Source organism: Acetobacterium sp., assembly GCF_039830195.1.
Taxonomy (GTDB): Bacteria; Bacillota; Clostridia; order Eubacteriales; family Eubacteriaceae; genus Acetobacterium.
In genome coordinates this window covers 1-24,430 of the sequence record NZ_JBDODG010000011.1, presented here as the reverse complement: position 1 = coordinate 24,430, position 24,430 = coordinate 1, and the positions used below count along the sequence as shown (strand labels likewise).

At 45.6% G+C, this 24,430-nt stretch carries 17 protein-coding genes, 5 tRNA genes and 1 other RNA gene; 20 read left to right on the top strand and 3 right to left on the bottom strand.

Features of this window, described 5'->3' with window-relative positions; all coding sequences use genetic code 11:
- Positions 1-236 precede the first annotated feature (236 nt).
- On the bottom strand, positions 237-494 hold the full coding sequence (locus tag ABGU93_RS03780) for a hypothetical protein (protein ID WP_347412170.1): 258 nt from the start codon (positions 492-494) through the stop codon (positions 237-239).
- A gap of 218 nt (positions 495-712) precedes the next feature.
- Here ABGU93_RS03780 and dnaG point away from each other — a divergent pair, with 218 nt between their 5' ends.
- The 12 genes from dnaG to ABGU93_RS03720 all read left to right on the top strand — a co-directional run bounded on the left by dnaG (position 713) and on the right by ABGU93_RS03720 (position 19,128).
- Positions 713-2,494: a DNA primase gene (dnaG, locus tag ABGU93_RS03775; RefSeq protein ID WP_347412169.1), complete on the top strand. Its 1,782-nt coding sequence runs from the start codon at positions 713-715 to the stop codon at positions 2,492-2,494.
- 88 nt (positions 2,495-2,582) lie between these two features.
- Complete coding sequence (gene rpoD, locus ABGU93_RS03770) at positions 2,583-3,647, top strand: RNA polymerase sigma factor RpoD (protein WP_035355961.1); 1,065 nt, start codon at positions 2,583-2,585, stop codon at positions 3,645-3,647.
- Between the two features lies 1 nt (position 3,648).
- Positions 3,649-4,350 (top strand): class I SAM-dependent methyltransferase, encoded by a 702-nt coding sequence (locus ABGU93_RS03765; RefSeq protein WP_347412168.1) that lies wholly within the window; start codon positions 3,649-3,651, stop codon positions 4,348-4,350.
- Entirely contained in the window at positions 4,335-5,453 is a 1,119-nt protein-coding gene (locus ABGU93_RS03760) for a Nif3-like dinuclear metal center hexameric protein (RefSeq protein WP_347412167.1), read from the top strand. The genes ABGU93_RS03765 and ABGU93_RS03760 overlap by 16 nt, the downstream gene beginning before the upstream one ends.
- 57 nt (positions 5,454-5,510) lie before the next feature.
- Positions 5,511-5,850, top strand: an RNA gene (gene rnpB, locus ABGU93_RS03755) — RNase P RNA component class A.
- Between the two features lie 273 nt (positions 5,851-6,123).
- A complete protein-coding gene (locus ABGU93_RS03750; protein ID WP_347412166.1) occupies positions 6,124-7,974 on the top strand; it encodes a phosphoenolpyruvate hydrolase family protein in 1,851 nt (616 codons plus the stop codon).
- 192 nt (positions 7,975-8,166) lie between these two features.
- Entirely contained in the window at positions 8,167-9,375 is a 1,209-nt protein-coding gene (locus ABGU93_RS03745; protein ID WP_347412165.1) for a Tm-1-like ATP-binding domain-containing protein, read from the top strand.
- 28 nt (positions 9,376-9,403) lie between these two features.
- A complete protein-coding gene (locus ABGU93_RS03740; RefSeq protein ID WP_347412164.1) occupies positions 9,404-10,231 on the top strand; it encodes a phosphoenolpyruvate hydrolase family protein in 828 nt (275 codons plus the stop codon).
- Positions 10,232-10,523: 292 nt separating this feature from the next.
- Positions 10,524-12,059: an FGGY-family carbohydrate kinase gene (locus ABGU93_RS03735; RefSeq protein WP_347412163.1), complete on the top strand. Its 1,536-nt coding sequence runs from the start codon at positions 10,524-10,526 to the stop codon at positions 12,057-12,059.
- A gap of 60 nt (positions 12,060-12,119) precedes the next feature.
- Positions 12,120-16,355 carry an acyl-CoA dehydratase activase-related protein gene (locus ABGU93_RS03730; RefSeq protein ID WP_347412162.1) on the top strand — a complete coding sequence of 1,412 codons (4,236 nt, stop codon included), beginning with the start codon at positions 12,120-12,122 and terminating at the stop codon, positions 16,353-16,355.
- Positions 16,356-16,668: 313 nt separating this feature from the next.
- Positions 16,669-17,364, top strand: a complete 696-nt coding sequence (locus ABGU93_RS03725) for a response regulator transcription factor (protein ID WP_347412161.1) — start codon at positions 16,669-16,671, stop codon at positions 17,362-17,364.
- A gap of 9 nt (positions 17,365-17,373) precedes the next feature.
- Positions 17,374-19,128: an ATP-binding protein gene (locus ABGU93_RS03720; RefSeq protein WP_347412160.1), complete on the top strand. Its 1,755-nt coding sequence runs from the start codon at positions 17,374-17,376 to the stop codon at positions 19,126-19,128.
- A gap of 159 nt (positions 19,129-19,287) precedes the next feature.
- Here ABGU93_RS03720 and ABGU93_RS03715 read toward each other — a convergent pair whose 3' ends face one another.
- Positions 19,288-19,824, bottom strand: a complete 537-nt coding sequence (locus ABGU93_RS03715; RefSeq protein WP_347412159.1) for a Gx transporter family protein — start codon at positions 19,822-19,824, stop codon at positions 19,288-19,290.
- On the bottom strand, positions 19,824-20,168 hold the full coding sequence (locus ABGU93_RS03710) for a NusG domain II-containing protein (protein WP_347412158.1): 345 nt from the start codon (positions 20,166-20,168) through the stop codon (positions 19,824-19,826). Before ABGU93_RS03710 ends, ABGU93_RS03715 begins: the two co-directional genes overlap by 1 nt.
- A gap of 141 nt (positions 20,169-20,309) precedes the next feature.
- Between ABGU93_RS03710 and ABGU93_RS03705 the strand changes: the two genes are divergently transcribed.
- From ABGU93_RS03705 to ABGU93_RS03670, 8 genes are all read left to right on the top strand, one after another.
- On the top strand, positions 20,310-21,380 hold the full coding sequence (locus ABGU93_RS03705; protein ID WP_347412157.1) for an FAD:protein FMN transferase: 1,071 nt from the start codon (positions 20,310-20,312) through the stop codon (positions 21,378-21,380).
- A gap of 85 nt (positions 21,381-21,465) precedes the next feature.
- Positions 21,466-22,623, top strand: coding sequence for a M20 family metallopeptidase (locus tag ABGU93_RS03700; protein ID WP_347412156.1), 1,158 nt, complete (start codon positions 21,466-21,468; stop codon positions 22,621-22,623).
- 14 nt (positions 22,624-22,637) lie between these two features.
- Complete coding sequence (locus ABGU93_RS03695; protein ID WP_186894953.1) at positions 22,638-23,381, top strand: class I SAM-dependent methyltransferase; 744 nt, start codon at positions 22,638-22,640, stop codon at positions 23,379-23,381.
- Between the two features lie 77 nt (positions 23,382-23,458).
- Positions 23,459-23,534, top strand: a tRNA-Val gene (locus ABGU93_RS03690).
- 13 nt (positions 23,535-23,547) lie between these two features.
- Positions 23,548-23,624, top strand: a tRNA-Asp gene (locus ABGU93_RS03685).
- 426 nt (positions 23,625-24,050) lie between these two features.
- Positions 24,051-24,126: transfer RNA gene (locus ABGU93_RS03680), tRNA-Phe, on the top strand.
- A 9-nt stretch (positions 24,127-24,135) separates the two neighbouring features.
- Positions 24,136-24,210: transfer RNA gene (locus tag ABGU93_RS03675), tRNA-Gly, on the top strand.
- Positions 24,211-24,219: 9 nt separating this feature from the next.
- Positions 24,220-24,293: transfer RNA gene (locus ABGU93_RS03670), tRNA-Cys, on the top strand.
- Positions 24,294-24,430 lie beyond the last annotated feature (137 nt).

Sequence of the window (24,430 nt, the reverse complement as noted above, 5' to 3'; positions counted from 1 at the left end):
CCCCGCGGGGTTTCTCTTAGGTTATCCATAAACTACCGTACCGACCAATTGTTAATCTGTTGTTCGCCGCGGAATCGGACAGGCTTCGCCGTGTCCGCTCCGATGCGTACAACATGATATAACAATTGTCGGTACTACTTTTTTTCGTTGGATCACAAAAAAGCTCCATTGGTCTAATCCAATGGAGCTTTTTTATAAGGGAATTAACCACCAGGCGTGGTCTTTTGAGGTCAATTTTATTTACATTTTTGGGGGGATGGGTGTCGTCTGATAAATCCATCCAGATCATCTTCGGGGTTATGAACCGTTAACAACATTTTGTCCATGTCAAAATCAAAATCGAAGGTACTATCTGCTTTTAAATCTTCAAGCACATCCATAATCATCTGGCCGTCGCCGACATCATCCATGCTGATAACGGCTTTGCCATAATCATCGTAATTGGCTACTTTGACTTTTTCATGAATGATTTCAATAACTTTTTTCTTTTCCATAAAAATACCTCTTTCTAAATAATATTGTTATTAATTTCATAAATACCCCGAAAATTCCATTTTATCCATTGATATTGATATTTTAAAGATTAATGAAACTTTATTTTTGTTTAAATTTAAAAATAAAGGATATTAAAAAAAGGAGAATTGAATTTTACTTAGAATAGAGATAATAGACCCTTAAAAGTCAAGACTTTATTAAAAAAAGGAAAACACTAATGACAACTTACTACTCCGAAGAATTGATACAATCTGTCATCGAGGCAAATGATGTTGTGGATGTCGCTTCGGGTTATATGACCTTGAAACGGGTGGGTAATTCTTATAAAGGTAAATGTCCCTTTCATAATGAAAAAACAGCGTCGTTTACAGTTTCCCGCGAAAAACAGTTATATCATTGTTTTGGCTGTGGCGCGGGCGGCAATGTGATTACCTTTATTATGGAAATGGAAAAACTGCCCTTTGTGGATGCCCTCAAATTTTTGGCCGCGCGAGTCAACATGATTTTGCCGGAAAAGCAGAACCAGCAGGAAGACCACCAGGCCTATGAAAAAAAGAAGCGACTCTATGAACTGCACCGGGAAGCAGCCAATTATTATTACAAGGTTTTAAAAACCGATCGACCGGCCCGGGAATATCTGTTGCAGCGCGGGATCAGTCAGGAAACGATCCGCGAATTTGGTTTGGGTTATGCCAGTGAAGACTGGAGCCGATTAACCGATTTTCTCACAACTAAAGGCTTCACCATAGCGGAAATGCTGGATTCGGGTCTGGTTCTGGCCTCGGAAAGCAAACGACATTATGATCGCTTCCGCGATCGGATTATGTTCCCGATTGTTAATCCCCGAGGACAGATTGTCGGGTTTGGTGGTCGCCTGATGACAACCGGACAAAACGGACCCAAATACCTTAACTCCCCGGAAACCCCGATTTTTTCCAAAAGCTATGAGCTCTATAATCTGAATCATTGCAAAAACTTTTTAGATGCAGGGCAAATTTTGATCGTAGAGGGTTATATGGATGTGATCTCCTTATATGAAAAAGGGATCCGGAATACCGTGGCAGCACTGGGGACGGCCTTTACGCCGTTTCATGGAAAAATTCTGGAACGCTATGCCAATGATGTGATTATTGCCTTTGATGGTGACAGCGCCGGGAAATCGGCAACTGAAAAAGCCATGAATATCTTGAAAAAGACCAGTTTAAATGTTAAAATATTAAACTTGCCGATAAATGAGGATCCCGATTCCTTTGTCCAGAAATATGGTCAGCAGGGATTTGCCGACTTTGTTGCCAAGGCCTTAACCATTGTTGAGTACGAGCTGGAATTATTAAAAAGCCACAACGATCTGTCCCAGACGGACGGCAGGCTCCGCTATGGCAATGAGGCAATTAAGATATTAAGACAGCTTGAAACATCAGTAGAAATTGATTATTACAGCAAAATGGTTGCCGGCGAAACGGGAATCAATCAGGAAGTGATTCGTCGCGAGGTGATGCGGTCAAAAACCCGACAATCCGCCAATCCTTCCCAGCTGTTGGAGCCAACCCCTAGCGAAGTAGTTCCGCACAAGATTCCCAAAGCATATAAAAAAGCTCAGGAATTGGCAATCCGCTTTTGTTTAAAAACACCAGAAGTCATCGATGAGTTTCCGATCAACCATCTGACCGATCCTTTTTATCAGGATCTGTTCAGAACCCTTTCAGAGAAGCGGAAAACAGGGACCAGGATTGAAGTCAATCAGATTATGTCACATTTTGAAGATTCAGAAGAAGTTAAAAAAATAGTTGAGTTCATGATGAACGAGGATGAAGTCTCCCGGTCAGATTATCAAGATGCTTTGGAAATAATGAATCGTTTTTATAATGAAGCCCAGCTTGACCGACTTTCTGAACAAATAAAAAGAGAATCAACCAATGGTAACGACGATGAGGTGGCCAGGCTCACCAATCAATTCATAGAGATTAAGAAAATGATGAAAGAAAACGGGAGGCACTAAAATGAAACTAGAGAAAGCAAAAACCGACGATGCGATCATAGATATTGACGACGACATCATTGAAATCGAAAAAGTCGCAATTGAGCTGATGCCGGAAGTGCAGCAGCTGTTAAAACGCGGAAAATCAAAAGGAAATTTAAATAACCACGATTTTGAAGAAATTCTCGATAAGGCGGATCTCGATCCCGAAGAAATTGATTCCATCTATTTGTACCTGCAAAAAGAAGGAATCGAAATCGCCTTTACCGACCTCGAACTGGAAGCCCTGGAAGCCGCTGAACTTGAAGAAGAAAACCAGAAAGAAATCGAGCTGGCCGACTCGGTCAGCGTCAATGACCCAGTTCGTTTATACCTGAAAGAAATCGGTAAGGTGCCATTATTAACCGGTGATGAAGAAATGGCCCTGGCCCGTCGGATGGAAGCCGGCGACGATTCCGCCAAAAAAGAATTGGCCGAAGCCAACCTACGTCTGGTCGTCAGTATAGCCAAACGTTATGTGGGACGGGGGATGTCGTTTCTGGATTTGATCCAGGAAGGAAACCTGGGTTTGATCAAGGCGGTTGAGAAATTCGACTATACTAAGGGTTTTAAATTCAGTACCTACGCCACCTGGTGGATTCGCCAGGCGATTACCCGGGCGATTGCCGATCAGGCCAGAACCATCCGGATTCCAGTGCATATGGTCGAGACCATTAATAAACTGATCCGGGTTTCCCGACAATTGTTACAGGAATATGGACGCGAACCGACCCCGGCAGAAATCGGTAAGGAAATGGGCTTCTCTGAAGAAAAGGTTCGCGAAATTCAGAAAATTGCTCAGGATCCGGTTTCCCTGGAAACTCCCATCGGGGAAGAAGAGGATAGCCATTTGGGCGATTTCATTCCTGATGAAGATGCTCCGGCACCAGCCGAAGCTGCCTCCTATGCACTGCTCAAAGAACAACTGATTGAGGTCTTGAACACCCTGACCGAAAGGGAAGAAAAGGTGCTACGTTTGCGTTTTGGTCTCGATGATGGCCGGGCGCGGACGCTGGAAGAAGTCGGCAAAGAGTTCAATGTCACTCGTGAACGAATCCGTCAGATTGAAGCCAAGGCTTTACGCAAACTGAGACATCCCAGTCGCAGCAAGAAATTAAAGGATTATCTAACCTAAAATGAAGATTAAGTTAAGTCCACGGCTTGAGGTAATTGCCGGCTGTGTGGCCGGAGTCGATTCCATGGCCGATATTGGTACTGACCATGGTTATCTACCGGTGTACCTGGTGGAAAACGAACTGGTTTCCCGCGCAATCGCCAGTGACACCAACCAACAGCCGCTTAAAAAAGCTGAAAAAATTATCGATGAACAACAACTGGAAAAGCAGATAGAGACCCGACTTGGTTCGGGTCTTTCTGTGCTTAAACCCGGGGAGGTTGACGTCGTCGTGATGGCTGGCATGGGGGGGCTGCTGATCCGGGACCTGCTGGAAGCTCAACCAGATGTGGCCAGACAGAAGAAAAAGCTGGTGCTCCAGCCGATGAATAATCAGGCGGTGCTGCGTAAATATCTGGAAGCATCCGGTTTTCGTATCATCAGAGAAGAGCTGGCCCGGGAAGGTGATCGGGTTTACGAGATAATGGTTGCTGAACCGGGAGCGATGACTGTTACCAATCCCCTGGAATACGAATTGGGTTTTGAATTTTACGCCCATAAGCATCCGCTGCTGATCGCTCTGATCGATCGCAAGATCTTTCTGGAGCAGCAGATTATCAGGAGTACCCGGGGAAAAACCACGGCGGTGGCGACGAAACAATTTCAGGAAAGTAGTATGTTTATTGAAAAACTGAATGAGGTGAGAAAATGTCTGTCAAACTAAATCAAATCATCCAAACAATTGAAGCCCACGCTCCGGAAAAACTGGCCGAAGATTGGGATAATGTGGGTCTGCAGGTGGGGTCCCGGCAACAACTGATCAAGCGCGTGCTGCTGACCCTGGATATCACCGCCGGGGTGGTAGCAGAAGCCGTCTCAAAAAAGGTAGATCTGATTATTGCCCATCATCCGTTTATTTTTAATGGCTTAAAAACCTTGTCAACTGACGGGGAAAAGGGTCAGGTTATTACTCAGCTGATCAAAAATGATGTTGCTGTTTATGTAGCCCATACCAATTTGGACAAGGCGGCCAAAGGGCTTAATCATTATCTGGCTGAGATCATCGGGCTGGAGAAGATCAAAACCCTGGAACCGTCCAATCCGACGGCTTATTACAAGCTGGTGGTTTTTACGCCGGTGGAAGCCAGCCAGAAAATCATTGAGGTGCTGGGGAAAAATGGAGCCGGAGCAATCGGTGATTATGATTATTGCACCTATCGCTCATCCGGTACTGGTACCTTCCGTCCGCTGGAGGGGGCCAACCCTTATGTTGGTGATCTCAATAAACTGACCAGTGTTTCCGAAGACCGGATTGAAGCCATCGTGGCCGCAGGTGATTTAAAGAACCTGATTGCTGCGCTAAAAAGAAATCATCCTTATGAAGAAATGGCCTATGACGTCATCGCCCTGGAAAATGGTGCGCTGATCAATGAAAACGGGTTGGGAAAAATTGGCGTGTTAAGTCAACCGATGGAGGCCGCGGATTTCATAGTTCATACTAAAGAGCGGTTGAGTCTGGCCGCTTTAAGAGGGGCTGGCAAGATGCCGGATATCGTTCGTCGGGTGGCCATATGTTCCGGTGCCGGGGCGGACATGATTGGTCTGGCCAAAGCCAAAAGAGCCGATGTGCTGATCACTGGTGACCTCAAGCACCACGACGGCCAGCGGGCCCTGGAAAACAATATCTGGGTCCTGGACGCCGGCCATTACGGCACCGAGAAATGGGTAACTGATTGCTTCCAGCAAATCCTGACAGCGAGCCTGGCAGATGCCTGCCCGGAAATGATCGTGGCTGAATCTTCCAACGATTTTATTGTGAATTATTAGATATCAAAGTGAAAAAATGCTTGAAGTTTAAGAGCAGACAGTGTATACTACAGTGATTTAGTAAATCAGATAGTCGCACCCGGAGCAATCCGGTTGAGGAAAGTCCGAGCTCCTCAGAGCATGGTGCCGGGTAACACCCGGTGGAGGCGACTCTAAGGCAAGTGCAACAGAAAGTATACCGCCAGCAATGGTAAGGATGAAAGGGTGAGGTAAGAGCTCACCAGCGGTGTGGTGACACATCGGCTATGTAAACCCCACCTGGAGCAAGACCAAGAACGGACCTTGAAAGACGGCTGCTCGTCGTTGTCCTATGGTAGGTCGCTAGAATTTATTGGTAACAATAAATCGAGATAGATGACTATTTAAACAGAACTCGGCTTATAGATTTAGTAAATCACAAATGTAAGTAAGGACTATTGCAGGACTCTGCAATAGTCTGAGGTTGTCGCTAAACTACCGTACCGACCAATTGTTAATCTATTGTTCGCCGCGGAATCGGACAGGCTTCGCCGTGTCCGCTCCGATGCGTACAACATGATGTAACAATTGTCGGTACTGGGTTATCTTTTTTGACAGTCTGGGACTATTGCAGAACACTGCAATAGTCTTTTTGCGTTTTTTGAGATGGGGCTGTATAATAAGGTCAGATTGATGTGAGTGGGAGAAGACCATGAAGAAAAAAGAAGCCATCGAAAAAATGATTCAGAATAGTTTGAAGATGAATAAACCGGTGATTGGGGTGGCGGTGGGATCCGGGCTTTTTGCCAAGCAGGCGGTTAAGGGCGGGGCTGATTTATTGCTGGCGCTCAGTGCCGGGCGGTTCCGATCGGCAGGTATTCCTTCGATTGGGTGTATGATGCCATTTGCCAATAGCAATGAGCTGGTGTTTGACTTTTCGAGCCGGGAAATACTGCCCAAACTTAAAGACCGGGCCGTGATCTGTGGGATTAACGCCACTGATCCCAATTATAGCCATGAGGAACTGATCCAAAAAGTCCGGGACCTGGGCTTCAGCGGGGTCAATAATTTTCCTACCATTGGTCTGGTTGACGGCCAATTTCGGGAATGGTTGGAGGAGAAGGGGTTGGGCTATGACCAGGAGATTGAATTTATGGAAAAAGCGGTAGCAGCCAATCTTTTTACGATTGCCTTTGTCTTTGATGAAGAACAGGCCCGAGCAATGACCCGGGTGGGTGTGGACGTGATCTGTGCCCATTTTGGCTGGACCCGGGGCGGCGAGAAATCCGGCAAGGTTTTTTCCACCATTAACGAATGTCTGGAAATGACGGAAGCCATTTTTGCGGCCGTGGATGAGATCAATCCCCAAACCTATAAGATGATTTATGGCGGCCCCATTAATTCCCCGGAGGATGCCTATTATTTTTATAAAAATTCCCAGACCATCGGTTACATCGGCGGCTCCAGCTTTGAACGGATTCCCACCGAGCTGGCGATATCGGAAACGACGGATAAGTTTAAAAATTATTATAAATTAAAACAGGAAAACAAGCATCTCAAGAAAGAACTGCTAAAAAAGCGGGGCTTTGACGAAATTGTTGGTCAAAGCGTGATCATGCAGGATATGTACGAACTGATCAATAAGGTGGCCGATAAGGACGTCAATGTGTTAATTCAGGGCGAAAGCGGAACGGGAAAAGAGCTGGTGGCCAAGGCGCTGCATTTTAACAGTAAACGTTGTCTGGGTCCGCTGATTAAGGTGAATTGTGCTGCTTTGCCGCCTAACTTACTGGAAAGCGAGTTGTTTGGCCATGAAAAAGGCGCCTTTACGGGAGCGGATAAACGGCGGCTGGGGAAATTTGAACTGGCCAATCATGGCACCCTATTTCTGGATGAAATCGGTGAAATGGATGTGGATCTTCAGGCGAAGGTGCTGCGGATTATTCAGCAGCAGGAATTTGAGCGGGTGGGCGGCGAGAAAACCATCTATGTCGATGTGCGGATCGTCTGCGCCACCAATGTCGATATTAAACAGGCAGTGGCAGCTAATCATTTCCGGGAGGATCTTTATTACCGGCTGAATGTGGTGGAAATCAATACGCCACCACTGCGCCGGCATACCGAGGATATTCCGCTGCTCTGCAATCGCTTTTTGGAAGAATTTAAAACGAAGTACCAGTTGGAAGAAAAACGGCTGGCTCCGGACGCGATGGCCTATCTGATGGAATGCGCCTGGCCCGGGAATGTCCGGGAGTTAAAGCATGTCCTGGAAAGAGCGGTAATCCTCAGCGAAGGTAAATATATCCGTCGGGATGATATGGTGGTGGAAGAAGTGCATAAAGCAAAGTCTGTAGCTAAACCTCAGACATATGATCAATTGGGTTCAGACCTGCTGGCCACCAGTAAGGAGCACCTGGAAAGTACGTATATTCTGGGCGTTCTCAAAGCCTGTCAATGGAATCGCACTGAAGCAGCCAACCGGATCGGCATCTCCCGGCGAACCCTTTACAATAAAATAATCAAATTTAATTTGTCCATGGAAGACCAGGAATCCATGGAGTAAAGAACTGGGCAATATTTACTCAAAGCGGGAAAATATTGCCCAGTTCTCATTTGACTGGGAAAGGGCTTTCCCACCCCCGGATTTAGATTGGCTGTAACAACGGTTTTGCCGATTCAAATTATTGGCACAAACCTTGCGAGTTAATAAAACAAGAAAAGCTAATCAAAAAAATAAATTCAAGGGGGGCATGGAATGAAAAATGTGTTAATAGTAGGGACCTTTGATACCAAGGGTCATGAATTCCAGTTTATTAAAGAATTGATTGAAAAGCGGGGTCTCAGTACCACCACCGTCAATTGTGGGGTTATCGGTGAGCCCTTATTTGTGCCGGATGTCACCAGTGAAGCCGTCGCCATTGCCGGGGGATCAACACTCGCAGAACTGCAAAAACAGCATGATCGGGGCCTGGGCATTGACGTGATGATGGCTGGAGCGGCAAAAATTACCAAAGATCTCTATGACCATGGTAAGGTTGATGGGGTCATCAGTCTGGGCGGATCAGCCGGAACCACGATCGGCACCTTTGCGATGAGAAGTCTGCCGGTAGGCGTGCCGAAGATTATGGTATCCACCGTGGCCTCGGGCGATACCCGTCCCTATGTGGGAGAAAAAGATATCACCATGATGTACTCAGTGGTCGATATTTCCGGTATCAACAGTATCTCCAATCACATTCTGGCAAATGCTGCCAATGCCATTGCCGGGATGGCCAGCTTTGATATTCCTGAACTTAAAGAAGAAAAACCACTGATAGCAGCGACGATGTTTGGGGTCACGACACCCTGTGTCACCGCGGCCAGAGAATATCTGGAAGATCGGGGCTATGAGGTACTGGTGTTCCACGCCACCGGTGCCGGGGGCATGGCCATGGAAAGTCTGATTGAAGCCGGCTTTATCAAAGGAGTTTTCGATGCGACCACCACCGAATGGTGCGATGAGGTGGCTGGCGGCGTCTTCACGGCCGGGCCAACTCGCCTGGAAGCTGCTGCCAAAGCCGGAATCCCCGAAGTTGTTTCGGTCGGCGCATTGGATATGGTCAATTTTGGAGCAATTGAAACCGTTCCGGAAAAATATAAAGACAGAAACCTCTATAAACATAATGCCAGCGTCACCCTGATGCGAACCACCGCTTCTGAGTGCTCCCAGATGGGGAAAATCATCGCCAACAAGTTGAATATGGCCACCGGACCGGTTGCCTTATTCCTGCCATTAAAAGGTGTTTCGGCCATTGATGTCGAAGGAGCACCATTCTACGGCCCAGCCGAAGATGCCGAATTGTTTAAACAATTACGGGCCAATATCGAAGACAAAGTCGAACTGGTGGAAATGGATACTGATATCAATGACGAAGTCTTTGCTCTGGCAATGGCGAAAAAATTAATTTCAATGATCGAAGGATAGAAACGAAAAGAGTGAAGGAGAAAATAACATGGCAATAAAACGAGAAGAAGTGTTAAGACGGTTACGAGAACAGGAAACCAAAGGGATTTCGGTGGTTGGTGCCGGGGCCGGTACCGGGATTTCGGCCAAATGTGCTGAAGCCGGTGGCGTGGATCTGATTATTATTTATAATTCCGGTCGTTACCGGATGGCTGGCCGGGGTTCTTTAGCCGGGTTGCTATCCTATGGAGATGCCAACGCCATTGTCATGGACATGGCCCGAGAAGTAGTGACGATTGTCAAAGATACGCCAGTGCTGGCCGGGGTCTGCGGAACTGATCCGTTTAGAGATATGGAAATGTTCTTAAAACAGGTCAAAGAAGTCGGGTTCTCCGGGGTTCAGAATTTCCCTACAGTAGGTTTAATCGATGGGGTATTTAGACAAAACCTGGAAGAAACCAATATGGGCTATGATCTGGAAGTAGAGATGATCAGGAAAGCTCATGAGTTGGATCTGGTCACCACGCCCTATGTATTTAACGTCGAAGAGGCCGAAAAAATGGCCCGGGCCGGAGCCGATGTCCTGGTTGCCCATATGGGTCTGACAACCAAAGGCAGTATCGGGGCCGGGACGTCAAAAACTCTGGATGATTGCGTCAAGCTGACCCAGGAAATCTGTGACGCCGGAAAAGCGATTAATCCTGACATTATGGTCATTGTCCATGGCGGTCCGGTGGCCGAACCAGAAGATGCTAAATATGTCCTCGATCGGACCAAAGGCGTCTGCGGCTTCTTCGGAGCATCCAGCATCGAACGGCTGCCAACCGAAATTGCCATCACCAAACAGGTCAAGGATTTCAAAGACATCAAACTATAAAATCAATTATAGACAAAAGTAATTAATGTTGATAAAAAAATACTTACTGTAAAAAAGCACATGAAGTAGTACCGACAATTGTTACATCATGTTGTCTGCATCAAGGCGGACACGGCAGAGCCTGTCCGAGCTTGCAGCAGACAACAGATTAACAATTGGTCGGTACGTTAGTTATGCGATAAACTAGGCGTTGAATAAAAAGATAATTCTTTTTATTCAACGCTTTTTGTTTTACACGGCGCAACTATTTGGTATAATGATAGGAAATGAGTTGATGTCGGGAGAATGGATTTTGAACAACAATGAAAAAAGCATCTCAAAAAAGAACACGGTTCTGACCATCGATTGCGGCACCAGAGGACTCCGGGGTATTCTTTTTGACGAGCTGGGCAATGAACTGGCCAAAAGTGAAGAATTATTTAAGGGTTATTATTCAAAGCATTTCCAGTGGAAGGAAGCGTCACCGGAAATGTTCTGGAAGGCACTGGTTAAGGTGGTTCAGGAGCTCAAGACTAAAGACCCGGCACTGTTCTTGACAATCCAGGGGATGACCGTGTCTTGTCAGCGGGACGTCATCACGGTTGTGGATGAAAAAAGAGAACCCCTGCGCAATTTTATCAGTTGGCTGGATCGCCGGGAATTGGCAGAACCGCTGCCCTATCCCTGGCCATATGCGCTGCTTTTTAGGTGTATCGGTTTCAGCGCTTTTGCCAAATCATTCAGTCAGACCGCTCATGTCAATTGGATCAAGGTTCAGGAACCGGAAATATGGGCAAAAACCTACAAGGTCGTTTTTCTTTCGACCTATTTTTTGAGTCGCTTAACCGGGAAAATAGCCGACAGCCGTTCCAATACCGCCGGCCATCTGCCCTTTGATACCAAAAAGAAGCAGTGGTGCGGTAAGTATAATGTAAAAACGCAGATTATTCAGGTCGAGCCGGAAAAATGCTATGAGTTGACCGACTCCTGCGAAGTCATTGGTCACCTGACTGCCGAAGTCGCCGAAATCACTGGCCTGCCATTGGGTTTGCCGATTGTGGCATCAGGGACTGATAAGGGTTGTGAGACAATTGGCGTCGGGGCATTAATCCCGGATATTGCCAGCATTTCCCTGGGAACCCAAGCCACGGTGGAAATTACGACCAAAAAATATGTGGAGCTGTATCCCTTTTACCCCTCCTTTGCGGCGGTGGAGAATGATGCCTACAATCCCGAGGTCACGATTTATCACGGTTTTTGGATGGTGGACTGGTATGTCCGAGAATTTCTTGATCAGTCTGATCCCCAAGCGGTCCATGAGATTCTGGAGGGCTATCTGGAAACCACCCTGCCGGGAGCGGATGGTCTGATTCATCAGCCTTACTGGGGGCGCGAAGCCTTTCGGCCCGAAGCCCGGGGAACCTTTATGGGTTTTAGTGAGGGTCATGATAAACGACATATTTACCGGGCCATCATCGAAGGTCTGGGCTATGCCTTATTGGAAGGGCTGGAACTGATTGAACAAAAAACAAAGGTACCGATTCAGGCCGTTGGCCTGTCTGGCGGCGGATCTCGCAGTAACGGGGTGGCGCAGATCATGGCTGATATTCTAAACCGGCCGGTTTACCGGGTGCAGACCTATGAAACCACTGGTTTGGGTGCTGCCATCGCCACCTTTGTCGGCTTAAACCATTATCCCGATATTCAAGCCGCCGGTGCGGCGATGATTCGGAAATCCCGGATCTTTGAACCCAACCCGGAAAATACAATAAAATATTCAGAAATCTATAATAAACTATACAAGCAATTATATCGTCGGGTAAAACCCTTATATCAATCGTATGAATAAATTCAGATAAGATCAAATAAGATCGCAACCGACATGTTAGAGAAGAGGTCATAAAAAACAATGAAAAGCAATTATAAAATGGGCATCGACATCGGCTCCACGACTATAAAAGTAGTGGTTATCGACGATCAAAACGAAATCATCTATGAAGAATACCGACGTCATTTATCAAATATCAAGGTCACCATCGTCAATCTATTAAAAGAAACCTATCAAAAACTGGGGGATTTGGAGGCCCGGGTTTGTGTCACTGGTTCTGGCGGGCTGATGATCTCCCAATGGTTGGGCATCCCCTTTGTTCAGGAAGTGGTGGCCAGCACCCTGGCGGTGGATCGGGTCATTCCCAAAACTGAGGTCGCCATTGAGCTGGGCGGCGAAGATGCCAAGATCACCTTTTTTACCGGCACCATCGAACAGCGGATGAACGGCACCTGTGCCGGCGGAACCGGCGCCTTTGTCGATCAGATGGCGACGTTGTTAAAAACCGATGCAGAGGGACTCAACGAACTGTCCAAAACCCACACGATGATTTATCCGATTGCTTCCCGATGCGGCGTTTTTTCAAAAACGGACATTCAGCCGCTGATTAATGAAGGGGCGGAGAAAGCGGATATCGCCGCCTCAATTTTTCAGGCAGTGGTCAACCAGACCATCAGCGGATTGGCCTGCGGCCATCCGATCCGGGGGAATGTGGCTTTTTTAGGGGGACCGTTGTATTTTCTGTCGGAACTGCGACAACGGTTTATCGAAACCCTGAAACTGACTGAGGAACAGATTATTTTCCCGGCCAAGTCCAATCTCTTTGTTGCCATGGGAGCGGCCTATTCGGCTGAAAAAGAAGACAAAATGCATCTGGCTGAGCTGGTTAAGGCCGTCGAAAACCTGGATTCAGTTTCCGAAAATGAAGTCGGTCGTCTGGAACCGCTGTTTAAAAACCGGGCAGAGCTTACGCAGTTCCGGGACCGGCATGATAAAAATCAGGTCGTCAAAAAGGCTCTTGCAGACCATAGCGGCGGCTGCTTTTTAGGGATTGATGTCGGTTCCACCACCACCAAGGCGGTTGTGATCGATAATGACGGCGCTTTACTATACAGTTATTATGGCGGTAACGAGGGCAGTCCTCTGGCCCAATCGATTAAAATTATCAAAGAAATTTACGGATCCCTGCCGGCCGATGTCTATATCGCCAAGTCAACGGTTACCGGTTATGGTGAAAGCCTGATCAAAAAAGCCTTAAAAATTGACATCGGCGAAATTGAAACCATCGCCCATTATAAGGGGGCCAAATATTTCTGTCCCGAGGTCGATTTTATCCTCGACATTGGTGGTCAGGATATGAAGTGCATGAAGATTAAAAATGGCACCATCGATAGCATCATTCTCAATGAAGCCTGCTCCTCGGGTTGCGGTTCTTTTCTGGAGACCTTTGCCAAATCATTGGATCTTGACATGAATGCTTTTGTGGAAGCGGCACTGATGGCGGAAAACCCGGTGGATCTGGGAACCCGTTGTACTGTTTTTATGAATTCCAAGGTCAAGCAGTCCCAGAAAGAAGGCGCCGAAGTCGGAGATATCTCGGCGGGTCTGTCCTATTCGGTCATCAAGAATGCTTTACAGAAAGTTATCAAAATCCACAATCCCAAAGAACTGGGCGAACATATCATCGTTCAGGGGGGCACCTTTAACAACCAGGCAGTGTTGCGGACCTTTGAAAAAATCACTGAAAAAGATGTTGTCCGTCCGGATATCGCTGGCCTGATGGGAGCCTTTGGGGCAGCCCTGATTGCCCGGGAGAACTATGTCTCCGGGGAACGCAGTAATCTTTTGGATTTAGAAGCGCTGGATGATTTTCAGGTGGAAGTCGGCCACAAACGCTGTGGCGGCTGCAGCAATAATTGTCTGCTGACGATTAACCGCTTTAACGATGGCAGCCGCCACATCACCGGAAACCGTTGCGAGATTGGCGAAGGAAATGTCAAAAAAAATGCCGATCTGCCCAATCTCTATCAATACAAGTATCAGCGGATTTTTAATTATCCCTCACTGGCTGAAGGCGAAGCGCCCCGGGGTAGTATCGGGATCCCCCGGGTGTTAAATCTCTATGAAAATTATCCCTTCTGGCATACCTTTTTTACCCATTTGGGCTATCGGGTGGTGTTATCCCCGGAATCGAACCGCAAGATTTATGAAAAAGGGATGGAGAGTATCCCCTCGGAGTCAGTCTGTTATCCAGCTAAACTGGCCCATGGCCATATTCAGGCACTGCTGGATCAGGGCATCAGTCTAATTTTCTATCCTTGTATTCCCTATGAGGAAAAAGAATTTGACGACGTTGATAACTGGTACAATTGTCCGATTGTGATGTCCTATCCGGAGACGATCAAACATAATCAGGATGATGTCCAGAAGGCCGGCATTAACTTCTTAAATCCGTTCCTGCCCTTTGATAATGATCAGCGCCTGGAAGAACGGCTGGCCGAAATTTTTGGTGTTTACGGCATCAATCGGCTGGAAATTACCGAGGCTATGGATGCCGCCATTGCTGAAAAAGATGCCTTCCGCCGGGATATGGAGAAAAAAGGGGAAGAAACCATTGCCTATTTAAAAGAAACCGGGCAAAAGGGTATCGTCCTGGCTGGTCGGCCCTATCATATCGATCCGGAGGTCAATCATGGTCTGGATCATATTATTACCGGTCTGGACATGGCCGTACTCACCGAAGACGCCATCGCCCATCTCTATCATCCCAAAGAGAATGAGCGCTTCCGGGTTCTGGATCAGTGGAAATATCACAGTCGCTTATATAAGGCGGCTGAGGTGGTCAACCAGCATGATTTTCTGGAGCTGGTGCAGCTGACCTCTTTTGGCTGCGGTCTGGATGCGGTGACCTCGGAGCAAACCCAGGAGATCCTGGAAAGCCATGGGAATATTTATACCCTGATTAAAATTGACGAGGTCAACAATCTGGGAGCCATCCGAATCCGCATGCGCTCGCTAAAAGCGGCGATGATCGAACGGGAGAAAAATAATATTGTCGTAGCGCCAACCCCGATGAAACAACGGGTGGTCTTTACCAAAGCGATGAAAAAGAAACATACCCTGCTGGCTCCCCAGATGTCCCCGATCCATTTTGACTTTCTGGAAGAGGCCATGGAGAAGTATGGTTATCATATCGAGGTTATGCCCAGCGTGGACAATGCCGCCATTGACGAAGGGTTAACCTATGTTAATAACGATGCCTGTTATCCGACGATTATTACCACCGGCCAGATTATGGCAGCCCTGAAATCGGGGAAATATGATCTTGACAATGTATCGGTGTTAATGACTCAGACCGGGGGACCCTGTCGGGCCTCCAACTATGTGGCTTTTATCAGAAAAGCCCTGGAATCAGCCGGGATGTCGCAAATTCCGGTTATTTCCCTGAGTGCCATCGGTCTCGAAAAGAATCCCGGGTTCAAGCTCAGCCTGCCACTGTTAACCCGACTGTTGGTGGGGATTGTCTATGGCGATCTGCTGCAACGGGTGGTCAGCGGCACCCGCCCCTATGAACTGCATCCGGGATCAACCGAAGAACTATATCAACACTGGCGCAAAAAAATAAAAGCGGGGATGAAAAATGGCAATCTCCGGGATTTCAAAGAAAACGTCCGGGCCATTGTCAATGAATTTGATGCCCTGCCGCGAATCGATAAAAAACTGCCCAAGGTTGCCATCGTCGGCGAAATTCTGGTAAAATACCATCCCACCGCCAATAACAACCTCCAGGCCGTTTTGGAAGCCGAAGGCGCCGAGGTGGTCATGCCGGACCTGATGGACTTCTTCCTGTACTGTTGTTACAACCAGGTCTTTAAATATGAAGAACTGTCAGGTAAACGGAAATCGATGAAGAGTGCCAAACTGATTATTAAACTGCTGGAGTTTTCCCGAAAAAACATGAAGCTTGCCCTGAATGCCAGCACTCACTTCCATGCCCCGTCGACCATTGAGAAAAAGGCAAAAAAAGCCCAGGAACTCATTTCACTGGGAAATCAGGGCGGTGAAGGCTGGTTCCTCACCGCTGAGATGATGGAGCTGATCGATGATGGGGTGGAAAACATTGTTTGCGTCCAACCCTTTGCCTGTCTGCCCAATCACGTGATGGGAAAAGGGATGATCAAACCGATCCGCCAAAAATATCCGCTTTCCAACATTGCCCCCATCGACTACGATCCGGGCGCCAGCGAAGTCAATCAGTTAAATCGTATCAAACTGATGATGGAAACTGCCAAACGGAATCTGGATCGGAAGAATTAGAAAATTAAATAATATGAATCAAAAAAAGACTGGCCGCCATGGTCAGTCTTTTTGGTTATGAATTTTGCAAAAAAAAGAACCGCTTCAGAAGAAACAGCTCGTTTTTCTAAATGAAAAAGGGGAGTAATTCATTTAGAGATAAAGGATTATATGTGATAAATTTATTATATGGAGATAAAACAAAGAATACAATCATTATTTTTCCTATAACGTTTTCAGAATTATGTAATAGTTTACAATTTAATCAAAAATTTACATAATAGCATTTCAGGATGTGATATAATTTCATTACCTAAAAAAACAAGGAGTCAAGATGAAAAAAATACTGATAATAGAAGATGAGTTAAATATATATGAATTAATTAAATTCAACCTGGAAACTCTTGGATTTGAAGTGGACGGTGTCCAGGACGGTGCTATGGCCATTGAAAAGATACTGGATGTTTTGCCGGATTTGATCATTCTGGATCTGATGCTGCCAGGAAAAGACGGCATCAGCATTTGCCGGGAGATCCGGGCTAATAACATCATCTCTTATATACCGATTATTATGCTGACTGCCAAAAGTGAAGAATTTGACAAGGTCCTGGGATTGGAAATTGGGGCAGATGACTACATCACCAAACCCTTTGGGGTAAAAGAACTCTGTGCCCGGGTCAAGGCGGTTTTAAGACGGACCGAAATTCTTCTATCAAAAGAAGATGAAACCATTGTGGTGGGTGATTTGCTGATCGAACCAAAGGCTTTTGAAGTCTATCAAAATGGGGAAAAACTGGCACTTACTCTTAAAGAATATGAATTGCTGGTGTTTTTAGCCAAACACCGCGGTCAGGTTTTGACCCGGGATCAATTACTGGATCAGATCTGGGGATTTGATTATTATGGCGAGACCCGCACCGTCGATGTCCATATCCGGTATTTAAGAAAAAAAATCGAGGAACAATCCGAAGATGGCAAAAAATATATCGAAACCGTTCGCGGGGTTGGCTATCGTTTCATTGAGAAATAGGAGAGTGTTATGAAGAAACGCCTGTCCATTTCACTGACAGTCATTATCATTGTCAGCATTGCGATCTGTGGTTTATTTACCACGATCAATTATCGTCAGAGCTATTATGCCGACACTGAGAATAATATTAAAAAAAGCAGTAATTATATCATGAGTTATTTACTACCGGATTTTCTGGAAACCGGAAACAAAGTAGATCTGAATAATTTTGCCAAAAGCACCAATGTGCGAATGACAATTATCAACAGTAAAGGTGATGTAACCTATGAATCGGTTCAGGGTCTGGGTGATTTAGAAAACCATAAAAATCGACCTGAAATTCTAGGTGCATTAGCAGGAAATGAAACAACGGAGGTTCGTTTTTCCAATACTATTAAGGATGAAATGATTTATGTCGCCACTCCTTATTTTGATGAAGACAAAGCGGTTGCGGCAGTATTGCGAATTTCAATGCCGGTGAATGCAATGGATGATGCCATGTTTGAAATGATCAACAATATCATTTTTGTGATATTAACGACAATTCTGGCAACAACTCTGTTGATTAATTATTTTATCAATCGGGAGATGCAACCGCTGGAAGACGCTTCTGTCTTTGCCAGAGAAATAGCATCGGGAAAATATGGACAGCAGCTCACGATGATCCGGGAGGATCAGATCGGGGAACTGGTGGAATCGCTCAATCAGATGTCGGTTCAATTGAATAACTCATTTACCGAGATGAACCAGAAGAATGCTGAGCTGACATCCATCTTATCCAATATGAACCATGGTGTCATCGCGATTGATAAAAAAAATCACATCGTCCATTTAAATGAAGCGGCGCGCAAGGTATTACGGATTCCCATGAAAGAAGCGGTGATCGGGAAAAATATCCTGGAAGTGTATCGGGAGTCGTTTATTCTGGAACTGATGACCTATCTGGAAAATGACGCGTGCGAAAAAACAAGTTTCGAATCGCGGATTCATTCAAACCAGGTATTACGGGTCTATATTAATCAGATTGAAGAAAATAATAACATCAACGGTCATATCATTATTTTTGAGGATATTACCTTACTGAAAAATCTGGAAAAAATGCGCAGGGACTTTGTAGCCAATGTATCTCATGAGCTAAAAACGCCGATTACCACCATCAAAGGTTTTATTGAAACCATACAAGTGAATCAAATCACAGATCCCAAAACCCTGGAACGGTTTTATTCCATTATCTACGAAGAAAGCGATCGTCTCAGCCGACTGGTCAGCGATATCCTGGTTTTGTCGCAGCTGGAAAATAAGGGGGGATTTGACAGAAAGTTTGAATTACTGCGTACTGATACTGAAATTATGCAGATTTTTGATATTTTAAAACTGAGTGCCGAAGCTAAAGACATGGCCCTGGTATTAAACGGCGAAGAATCGATTGAATTGGAGTTTGTGGCGGATGAATTTCGGCAAATGATGATTAATCTCATTGATAACGCCATCAAGTATTCGGAACCGGGGCAGCGGGTGGAAGTTACCTTATCCGAGCAAACAGAAGAGATTACCATTCAAGTCCGGGATCATGGTTACGGGATTCCGGAGAAGGATGTTGATCGGATCTTTGAACGGTTTTATCGAGTTGACAAGAGTCGCTCTAAGGAAAAAGGCGGCACTGGTCTGGGCTTGGCCATTGTTAAACATATTGTTTATAACAATCGCGGTACGATCGTCGTATCCAGCCAGGTTGGCGAAGGAACCGAATTTAAGATCCAATTGCCAAAATATAAAGATCAATAGAGGTTGCTGCTTAACTCCCGTACCGACCAATTGTTAATCTGTTGTTCGCTGCGGAATCGGACAGGCTATCGCCGTGTCCGCTCCGATGCGTACAACATGATGTAACAATTGTCGGTACTGATTTATCGCTTAAAAAAATAGCCGGTCAGTGATGACTGGCTATTTTTTTTGAGGCAGGTTCAGTTTTGAGAAGATGGTGGTTTTGTTAAGTAGACGCATGAGCTCCCGGGCGGTAATGCCGATAAATAGCCCGGTAGGGATGGCCAGCAGCATCAGGAACAAAAAATACAGCAGCAGGCTGGTGGTTTGCACGACAATGGCAGCAACAATGACCTGACCCAGATTGTGGGTAATGGCACCGAAAACACTGACCAGGATGATCGATATTTTATCTTTAAAAAAGTGAAGCAGCAGGCTCATCACCAGTAGACTTAACAGGCCGCCGCCGAGGCTGTAGACGATCGAAAAGCCGCCACCAAACATGAATCCTGATAAAAATATCCGGGCAATCACCACCAACATGGTCAGCGGCCAACCCAGGGTCAGCAGCGAGACCAGGGTGATAATATTGGGCAGGCCGATTTTGGCTCCGGGAATCGGCAGTGGCAGTGGAATTAAACTTTCAATATAGCTGAGAATCAGGGCCATGGCCACATATAGACTGAGAACAACCAGGCGGTAGGCTTTAGAATTCATCAGGATTCACCGGTGATGACTTCCACCACCAGTTTGTGCGGCAGACACACAATAGTTTCTCCGGGGCTGGAAATCGGATAGGTCTTGACACAGATATGGTCGGGACAGTCAGCCTCCACCATTTTGGCAGTTCCGCCAGAAATTTCAAGCGTATTTGAACCGGCGGCATCAGCAAAGGTTTCGGTGTGATCTTCGGAGAGCGGTAAAACGGCAACAACTTCACCTTGGCGGGTGACTCGAACCGAAAGCGGCTCATTGGTTGCGTTGACTAAATAAAAAGCGGCAATGCCGATTAAACTGGCGGCAAGTAAGCCGATGATAATAATGAGTTCGTTTTTTTTCATGGAGACCTCTTTAAGTAGTAATTAATAACGCTCTTATTCTATCTGAAAAATAGCGGATGGTAAAGACTTTACCATTTTTTATGCTTTTTTTCAGAGACTTTGATATAATACATATATTTGTTAAAGGATCTGGTGTAATAAATGAATCAATTAAGTGTGAAAAAACAGAAATGGAAAGTCACTGGTATTGGTGTTGCCGTCTTACTGCTGATGGTAATCTTATCAGGCTGTGAACAGGGGAAAACGGTGTCCCGCAGTGATTTTTTACTGGACACCTTTGTCAGTATTACTCTTTATGGGGAGTCCGACGAGAGTCTGTTGGACAAACCTTTTGAACGGATTGCCGCATTAAACAGTAGCCTGACCGCCTTTGAAGCGGGCAGTGATCTGGGATTAATTAAAGAAAATGCCGGAATCAAGCCAGTTACCGTATCCGAAGATACCTACAAAATCATCGAAAAGAGTCTGGCGTATTCCCAAAATTCCGGCGGATATTTCGACGTGACGATCGGTCCGTTAGTGGATCTCTGGGGTATTCACTCCCCGGAAACAAAAGAAGCTCCATCGCTGGAAGCAATCACTGTAGCGAAAGCAAAAACTGATTACACTAAAATTGTTTTGAATTCCGTCGATCAGTCGGTATATTTAACCGATACGGGGATGGTGGTAAACCTCGGCGCCATCGCTAAAGGTTATATCGCCGATGAGGTGATGGCGGTTCTGCAAGAAGAAGGGGTGGAGCATGCCATCGTCAACCTTGGCGGAAATGTGCTGGTGATGGGCGGAAAAGCCGATAACAGCGATTTCGGGGTTGGCGTTGAAGATCCTCTTAATCCAGGCAATGGATACCTTGGGGTCTTATCCCTCAAAGATGGCTCGGTGGTAACTTCTGGGGATTATCAGCGCTATTTTACAGATGCGGCTGGGAAACGGTATCATCATATTTTAGACCCATTTACCGGTTATCCGGCTGATTCAGGGCTGATTCAGGTAACCGTGGTTACCGAAGCTTCTGTAGATGCCGACAGTCTGTCGACAACGCTGTTTTTATTGGGGCTTGATGAAGGTTTAAAAAAGGTTGAAGCGCTGCCGGACGTGGAGGCTATTTTTATCACCAATGAAAACAAGATCGTTGTCACCAGTGGTTTAAAAGATGCGTTTGTATTTGATGAGGAAAATTATGGCAACACTTACACCATGACGGTACGTTAACCATTGTGCGATACTAATTTATCAGGTATGATAGGTTAGAGTTTGGAAGAGCTTTATACAAAGAAGGAATATAAGAAGGAATACAATGCAATATAGTGAGCTAGTAAAAAATTATCAAGATGAAGCGATACGACTGCGGCGCGAACTCCATCGCATTCCGGAAGAGGGATTCGATTTAAAAAAAACCCAGGCTTACCTGATCAATTATCTGGTAAACTTGGGATATCAACCGGAAATAGTTTGTGAGGCCGGTCTTATTCTATATATAAGAGGACAAAGCGATGATGATGCCATTGCTTTTCGCGCCGATATGGATGCCCTTTGTATTCTGGAAGAAGCTGATCACGATTATGTTTCCTGCCATCCGGGGTGGATGCATGCCTGTGGACATGACGGTCATATGACCATGAATCTGCTGTTGGCAAAATATCTGGCTGATTTTCCCGATCAACGCAAGCGAAGTGTGTTGTTGATCTTTCAGCCCGGAGAAGAAGGGCCCGGAGGCGCGAAACCGATGATTGATGCAGGGATCTTTGAAAAATATCCGGTCAAAGCTGTTTTCGGCTATCATCTTTTTCCGTTTCTCGAGGAAGGCAAGCTGGGGACAAAAGCCGGGCCGATGATGGGGCAGAACAGCGAGTTCTTTATCACCGTACATGGCGTCAGTGGGCATGCTGCTGAACCGCAGCGTTCAATGGATGCCATCGTCGCAAGCGCCTCGCTGATCACCTGCCTCCAGAGTATCGTCAGTCGGAACACTAATCCCATGGAAAGTGTGGTTATCTCAATTGGTCTGCTCAACGGTGGAACACGAGTGAATGTTGTGGCAGATGAGGTTAAGCTTGGGGGAACCATTCGTTCTTTTAGCGATAAAAGTCATGCGAAACTGCATCAACGGATTGAGGAAGTCATCAAAGGGGTTGAACTAACCCATGGCTGTCATATTGATCTGAAATTTGTCGAAATGTACCCACCCGTTATTAACAGCGAAAAACTTTATGATATTTTTAAAGAACTGATCCCGCTGGAGAACAGGGTCAGATTTCGAAAAGTCATGTTATCTGAGGACTTTTCCTATTTTCAGAAAGAAGTACCGGGCTTATATATTGGGTTGGGAACCGGTAACGAAGAAAAAGGTTATAATAAAAATTTGCATACTTCAGATTTCAATTTTGACGAGACGGTCTTATTAAAGGGGCTGGAAGCGTCACTTAAATTTATAAACTATTCAAAAAATTATTAAACAGGAGAACTAATATGTACGAAGAATTTGCACAGGTTTATGATGAACTGATGAAAGAAATAGATTATTCAAAATGGTCCGATTATGTACAGCGGTTGTTTTTTAATAGCAAGCGAGACATCAAAACCGTTTTAGAATTTGGTTGCGGGACAGGGAATATTACCTGCAATCTGGCTCAAAAGGGGCTGAATATGACAGCGGTGGATCTATCAGAAGCGATGCTGACAGTGGCAGATGAAAAAGCAGATCGGATGGGACTCAAAAATATTCAGTTCTATTTGGGTGATATGAGTAATTTTCAGATCAATCAAACCTTCGATGCTGTTATTTCCTGCTGCGATAGTGTCAACTATCTGCCTGATCTGGAAGCCTTACAGAGCTTTTTTCTGAGCAGTTTTGAATGTCTGGAAAGCGAGGGGATTCTGCTTTTTGATGTGAATACGGTGACCAAATACAAAAAAACGATCATGGACAATACCTATGTTTATGACCTGGATGATATTTTCTGTGTTTGGGAAAACGAACCTGATTTTGCTCAAAACGCCATGCATTTCAATCTGACATTTTTCGAAAAAAACAAGAATGGAACCTACAATCGTCATGAGGAGACCCAGGTTCAATATTTCTATACCATTGAAGACATCCATCGTTGCTTGACCAACATAGGTTTTAAAAATATGAAGTATTATGATTTCGGAACTTTCCTCCAAGGCAGCAATGAAGGCGAGCGTATTCAGGTCATTGCAGAAAAAAGATAAATAATCTATAAAAATTCAATAAAATAGTTGACAATTAGTTTTTACAGCCGTATAATAACACTTGTATCTCAACTGATGGTCGCATAGCTCAGCTGGGAGAGCACCTGCCTTACAAGCAGGGGGTCACAGGTTCGAGCCCTGTTGCGACCACCATTTTTATACATGCGGCCTGGTAGTTCAGTTGGTTAGAATGCCAGCCTGTCACGCTGGAGGTCGAGAGTTCGAGTCTCTTCCAGGTCGCCATATAAGCAGGGAACCAAAAATGCACGAACGTAGTGAGAGGACATTTTTGTGTGAATCGCTTATGCAATTATCGACAGTTTGCTTCCTTTAAATTATAATAAGGCAAAATGAGAGATAATTGTAAACATTAAGTTCTGGATGAGAAGAGTTTTCGATGAGAATATGATCCAATAAGAAGTAACAAAATATGAATAGCAATTCACTGCTACCCCAAGGTTAATGGAGCATTCCAATTATTGGGTAATTAACCACGGCGTAGTAAAGTCATGCAACGGACTTTAAACGTTTAACACGATTAATTCACATGCTAGTTAGCTCAGTCGCAAGTAGAGAACCCAAATCTTTGATTTGGTGTGAATCACTTAGTTAGGCAGACAAATGTGTTGCCGAAACGATTGAAGACAAGCAAAACTACATTATTTATATGCCCAAATAGCTCAGTCGGTAGAGCAGAGGACTGAAAATCCTCGTGTCGGTGGTTCGATTCCGCCTTTGGGCACCACCATTATTAGCGGAAGTGGCTCAGTGGTAGAGCATCGCCTTGCCAAGGCGAGGGTCGCGAGTTCAAATCTCGTCTTCCGCTCCAATTTAATACGGCGCCATAGCCAAGTGGTAAGGCACGGGTCTGCAACACCCTCACCCCCAGTTCAAATCTGGGTGGCGCCTCCAAAAAAAACTTTGAAAAAGAACTTGACAATCGAGAATAACGACGATATAATTGAAAAGCTTCATCGGTCGGAAACGATTGCAGAGCGGCGGTCATAGAAAAGAGAATAGTACCATAAAACCTGTAAAACAGCCAAAAC

Bases quoted from the DNA above. Each gene is read 5' to 3' on its own strand.
- ABGU93_RS03780 (WP_347412170.1), bottom strand. From the start codon at position 494: ATGGAAAAGAAAAAAGTTATTGAAATCATTCATGAAAAAGTCAAAGTA.
- dnaG (WP_347412169.1), top strand. From the start codon at position 713: ATGACAACTTACTACTCCGAAGAATTGATACAATCTGTCATCGAGGCA.
- rpoD (WP_035355961.1), top strand. From the start codon at position 2,583: ATGCCGGAAGTGCAGCAGCTGTTAAAACGCGGAAAATCAAAAGGAAAT.
- ABGU93_RS03765 (WP_347412168.1), top strand. From the start codon at position 3,649: ATGAAGATTAAGTTAAGTCCACGGCTTGAGGTAATTGCCGGCTGTGTG.
- ABGU93_RS03760 (WP_347412167.1), top strand. From the start codon at position 4,335: ATGTCTGTCAAACTAAATCAAATCATCCAAACAATTGAAGCCCACGCT.
- ABGU93_RS03750 (WP_347412166.1), top strand. From the start codon at position 6,124: ATGAAGAAAAAAGAAGCCATCGAAAAAATGATTCAGAATAGTTTGAAG.
- ABGU93_RS03745 (WP_347412165.1), top strand. From the start codon at position 8,167: ATGAAAAATGTGTTAATAGTAGGGACCTTTGATACCAAGGGTCATGAA.
- ABGU93_RS03740 (WP_347412164.1), top strand. From the start codon at position 9,404: ATGGCAATAAAACGAGAAGAAGTGTTAAGACGGTTACGAGAACAGGAA.
- ABGU93_RS03730 (WP_347412162.1), top strand. From the start codon at position 12,120: ATGAAAAGCAATTATAAAATGGGCATCGACATCGGCTCCACGACTATA.
- ABGU93_RS03725 (WP_347412161.1), top strand. From the start codon at position 16,669: ATGAAAAAAATACTGATAATAGAAGATGAGTTAAATATATATGAATTA.
- ABGU93_RS03720 (WP_347412160.1), top strand. From the start codon at position 17,374: ATGAAGAAACGCCTGTCCATTTCACTGACAGTCATTATCATTGTCAGC.
- ABGU93_RS03715 (WP_347412159.1), bottom strand. From the start codon at position 19,824: ATGAATTCTAAAGCCTACCGCCTGGTTGTTCTCAGTCTATATGTGGCC.
- ABGU93_RS03710 (WP_347412158.1), bottom strand. From the start codon at position 20,168: ATGAAAAAAAACGAACTCATTATTATCATCGGCTTACTTGCCGCCAGT.
- ABGU93_RS03705 (WP_347412157.1), top strand. From the start codon at position 20,310: ATGAATCAATTAAGTGTGAAAAAACAGAAATGGAAAGTCACTGGTATT.
- ABGU93_RS03700 (WP_347412156.1), top strand. From the start codon at position 21,466: ATGCAATATAGTGAGCTAGTAAAAAATTATCAAGATGAAGCGATACGA.
- ABGU93_RS03695 (WP_186894953.1), top strand. From the start codon at position 22,638: ATGTACGAAGAATTTGCACAGGTTTATGATGAACTGATGAAAGAAATA.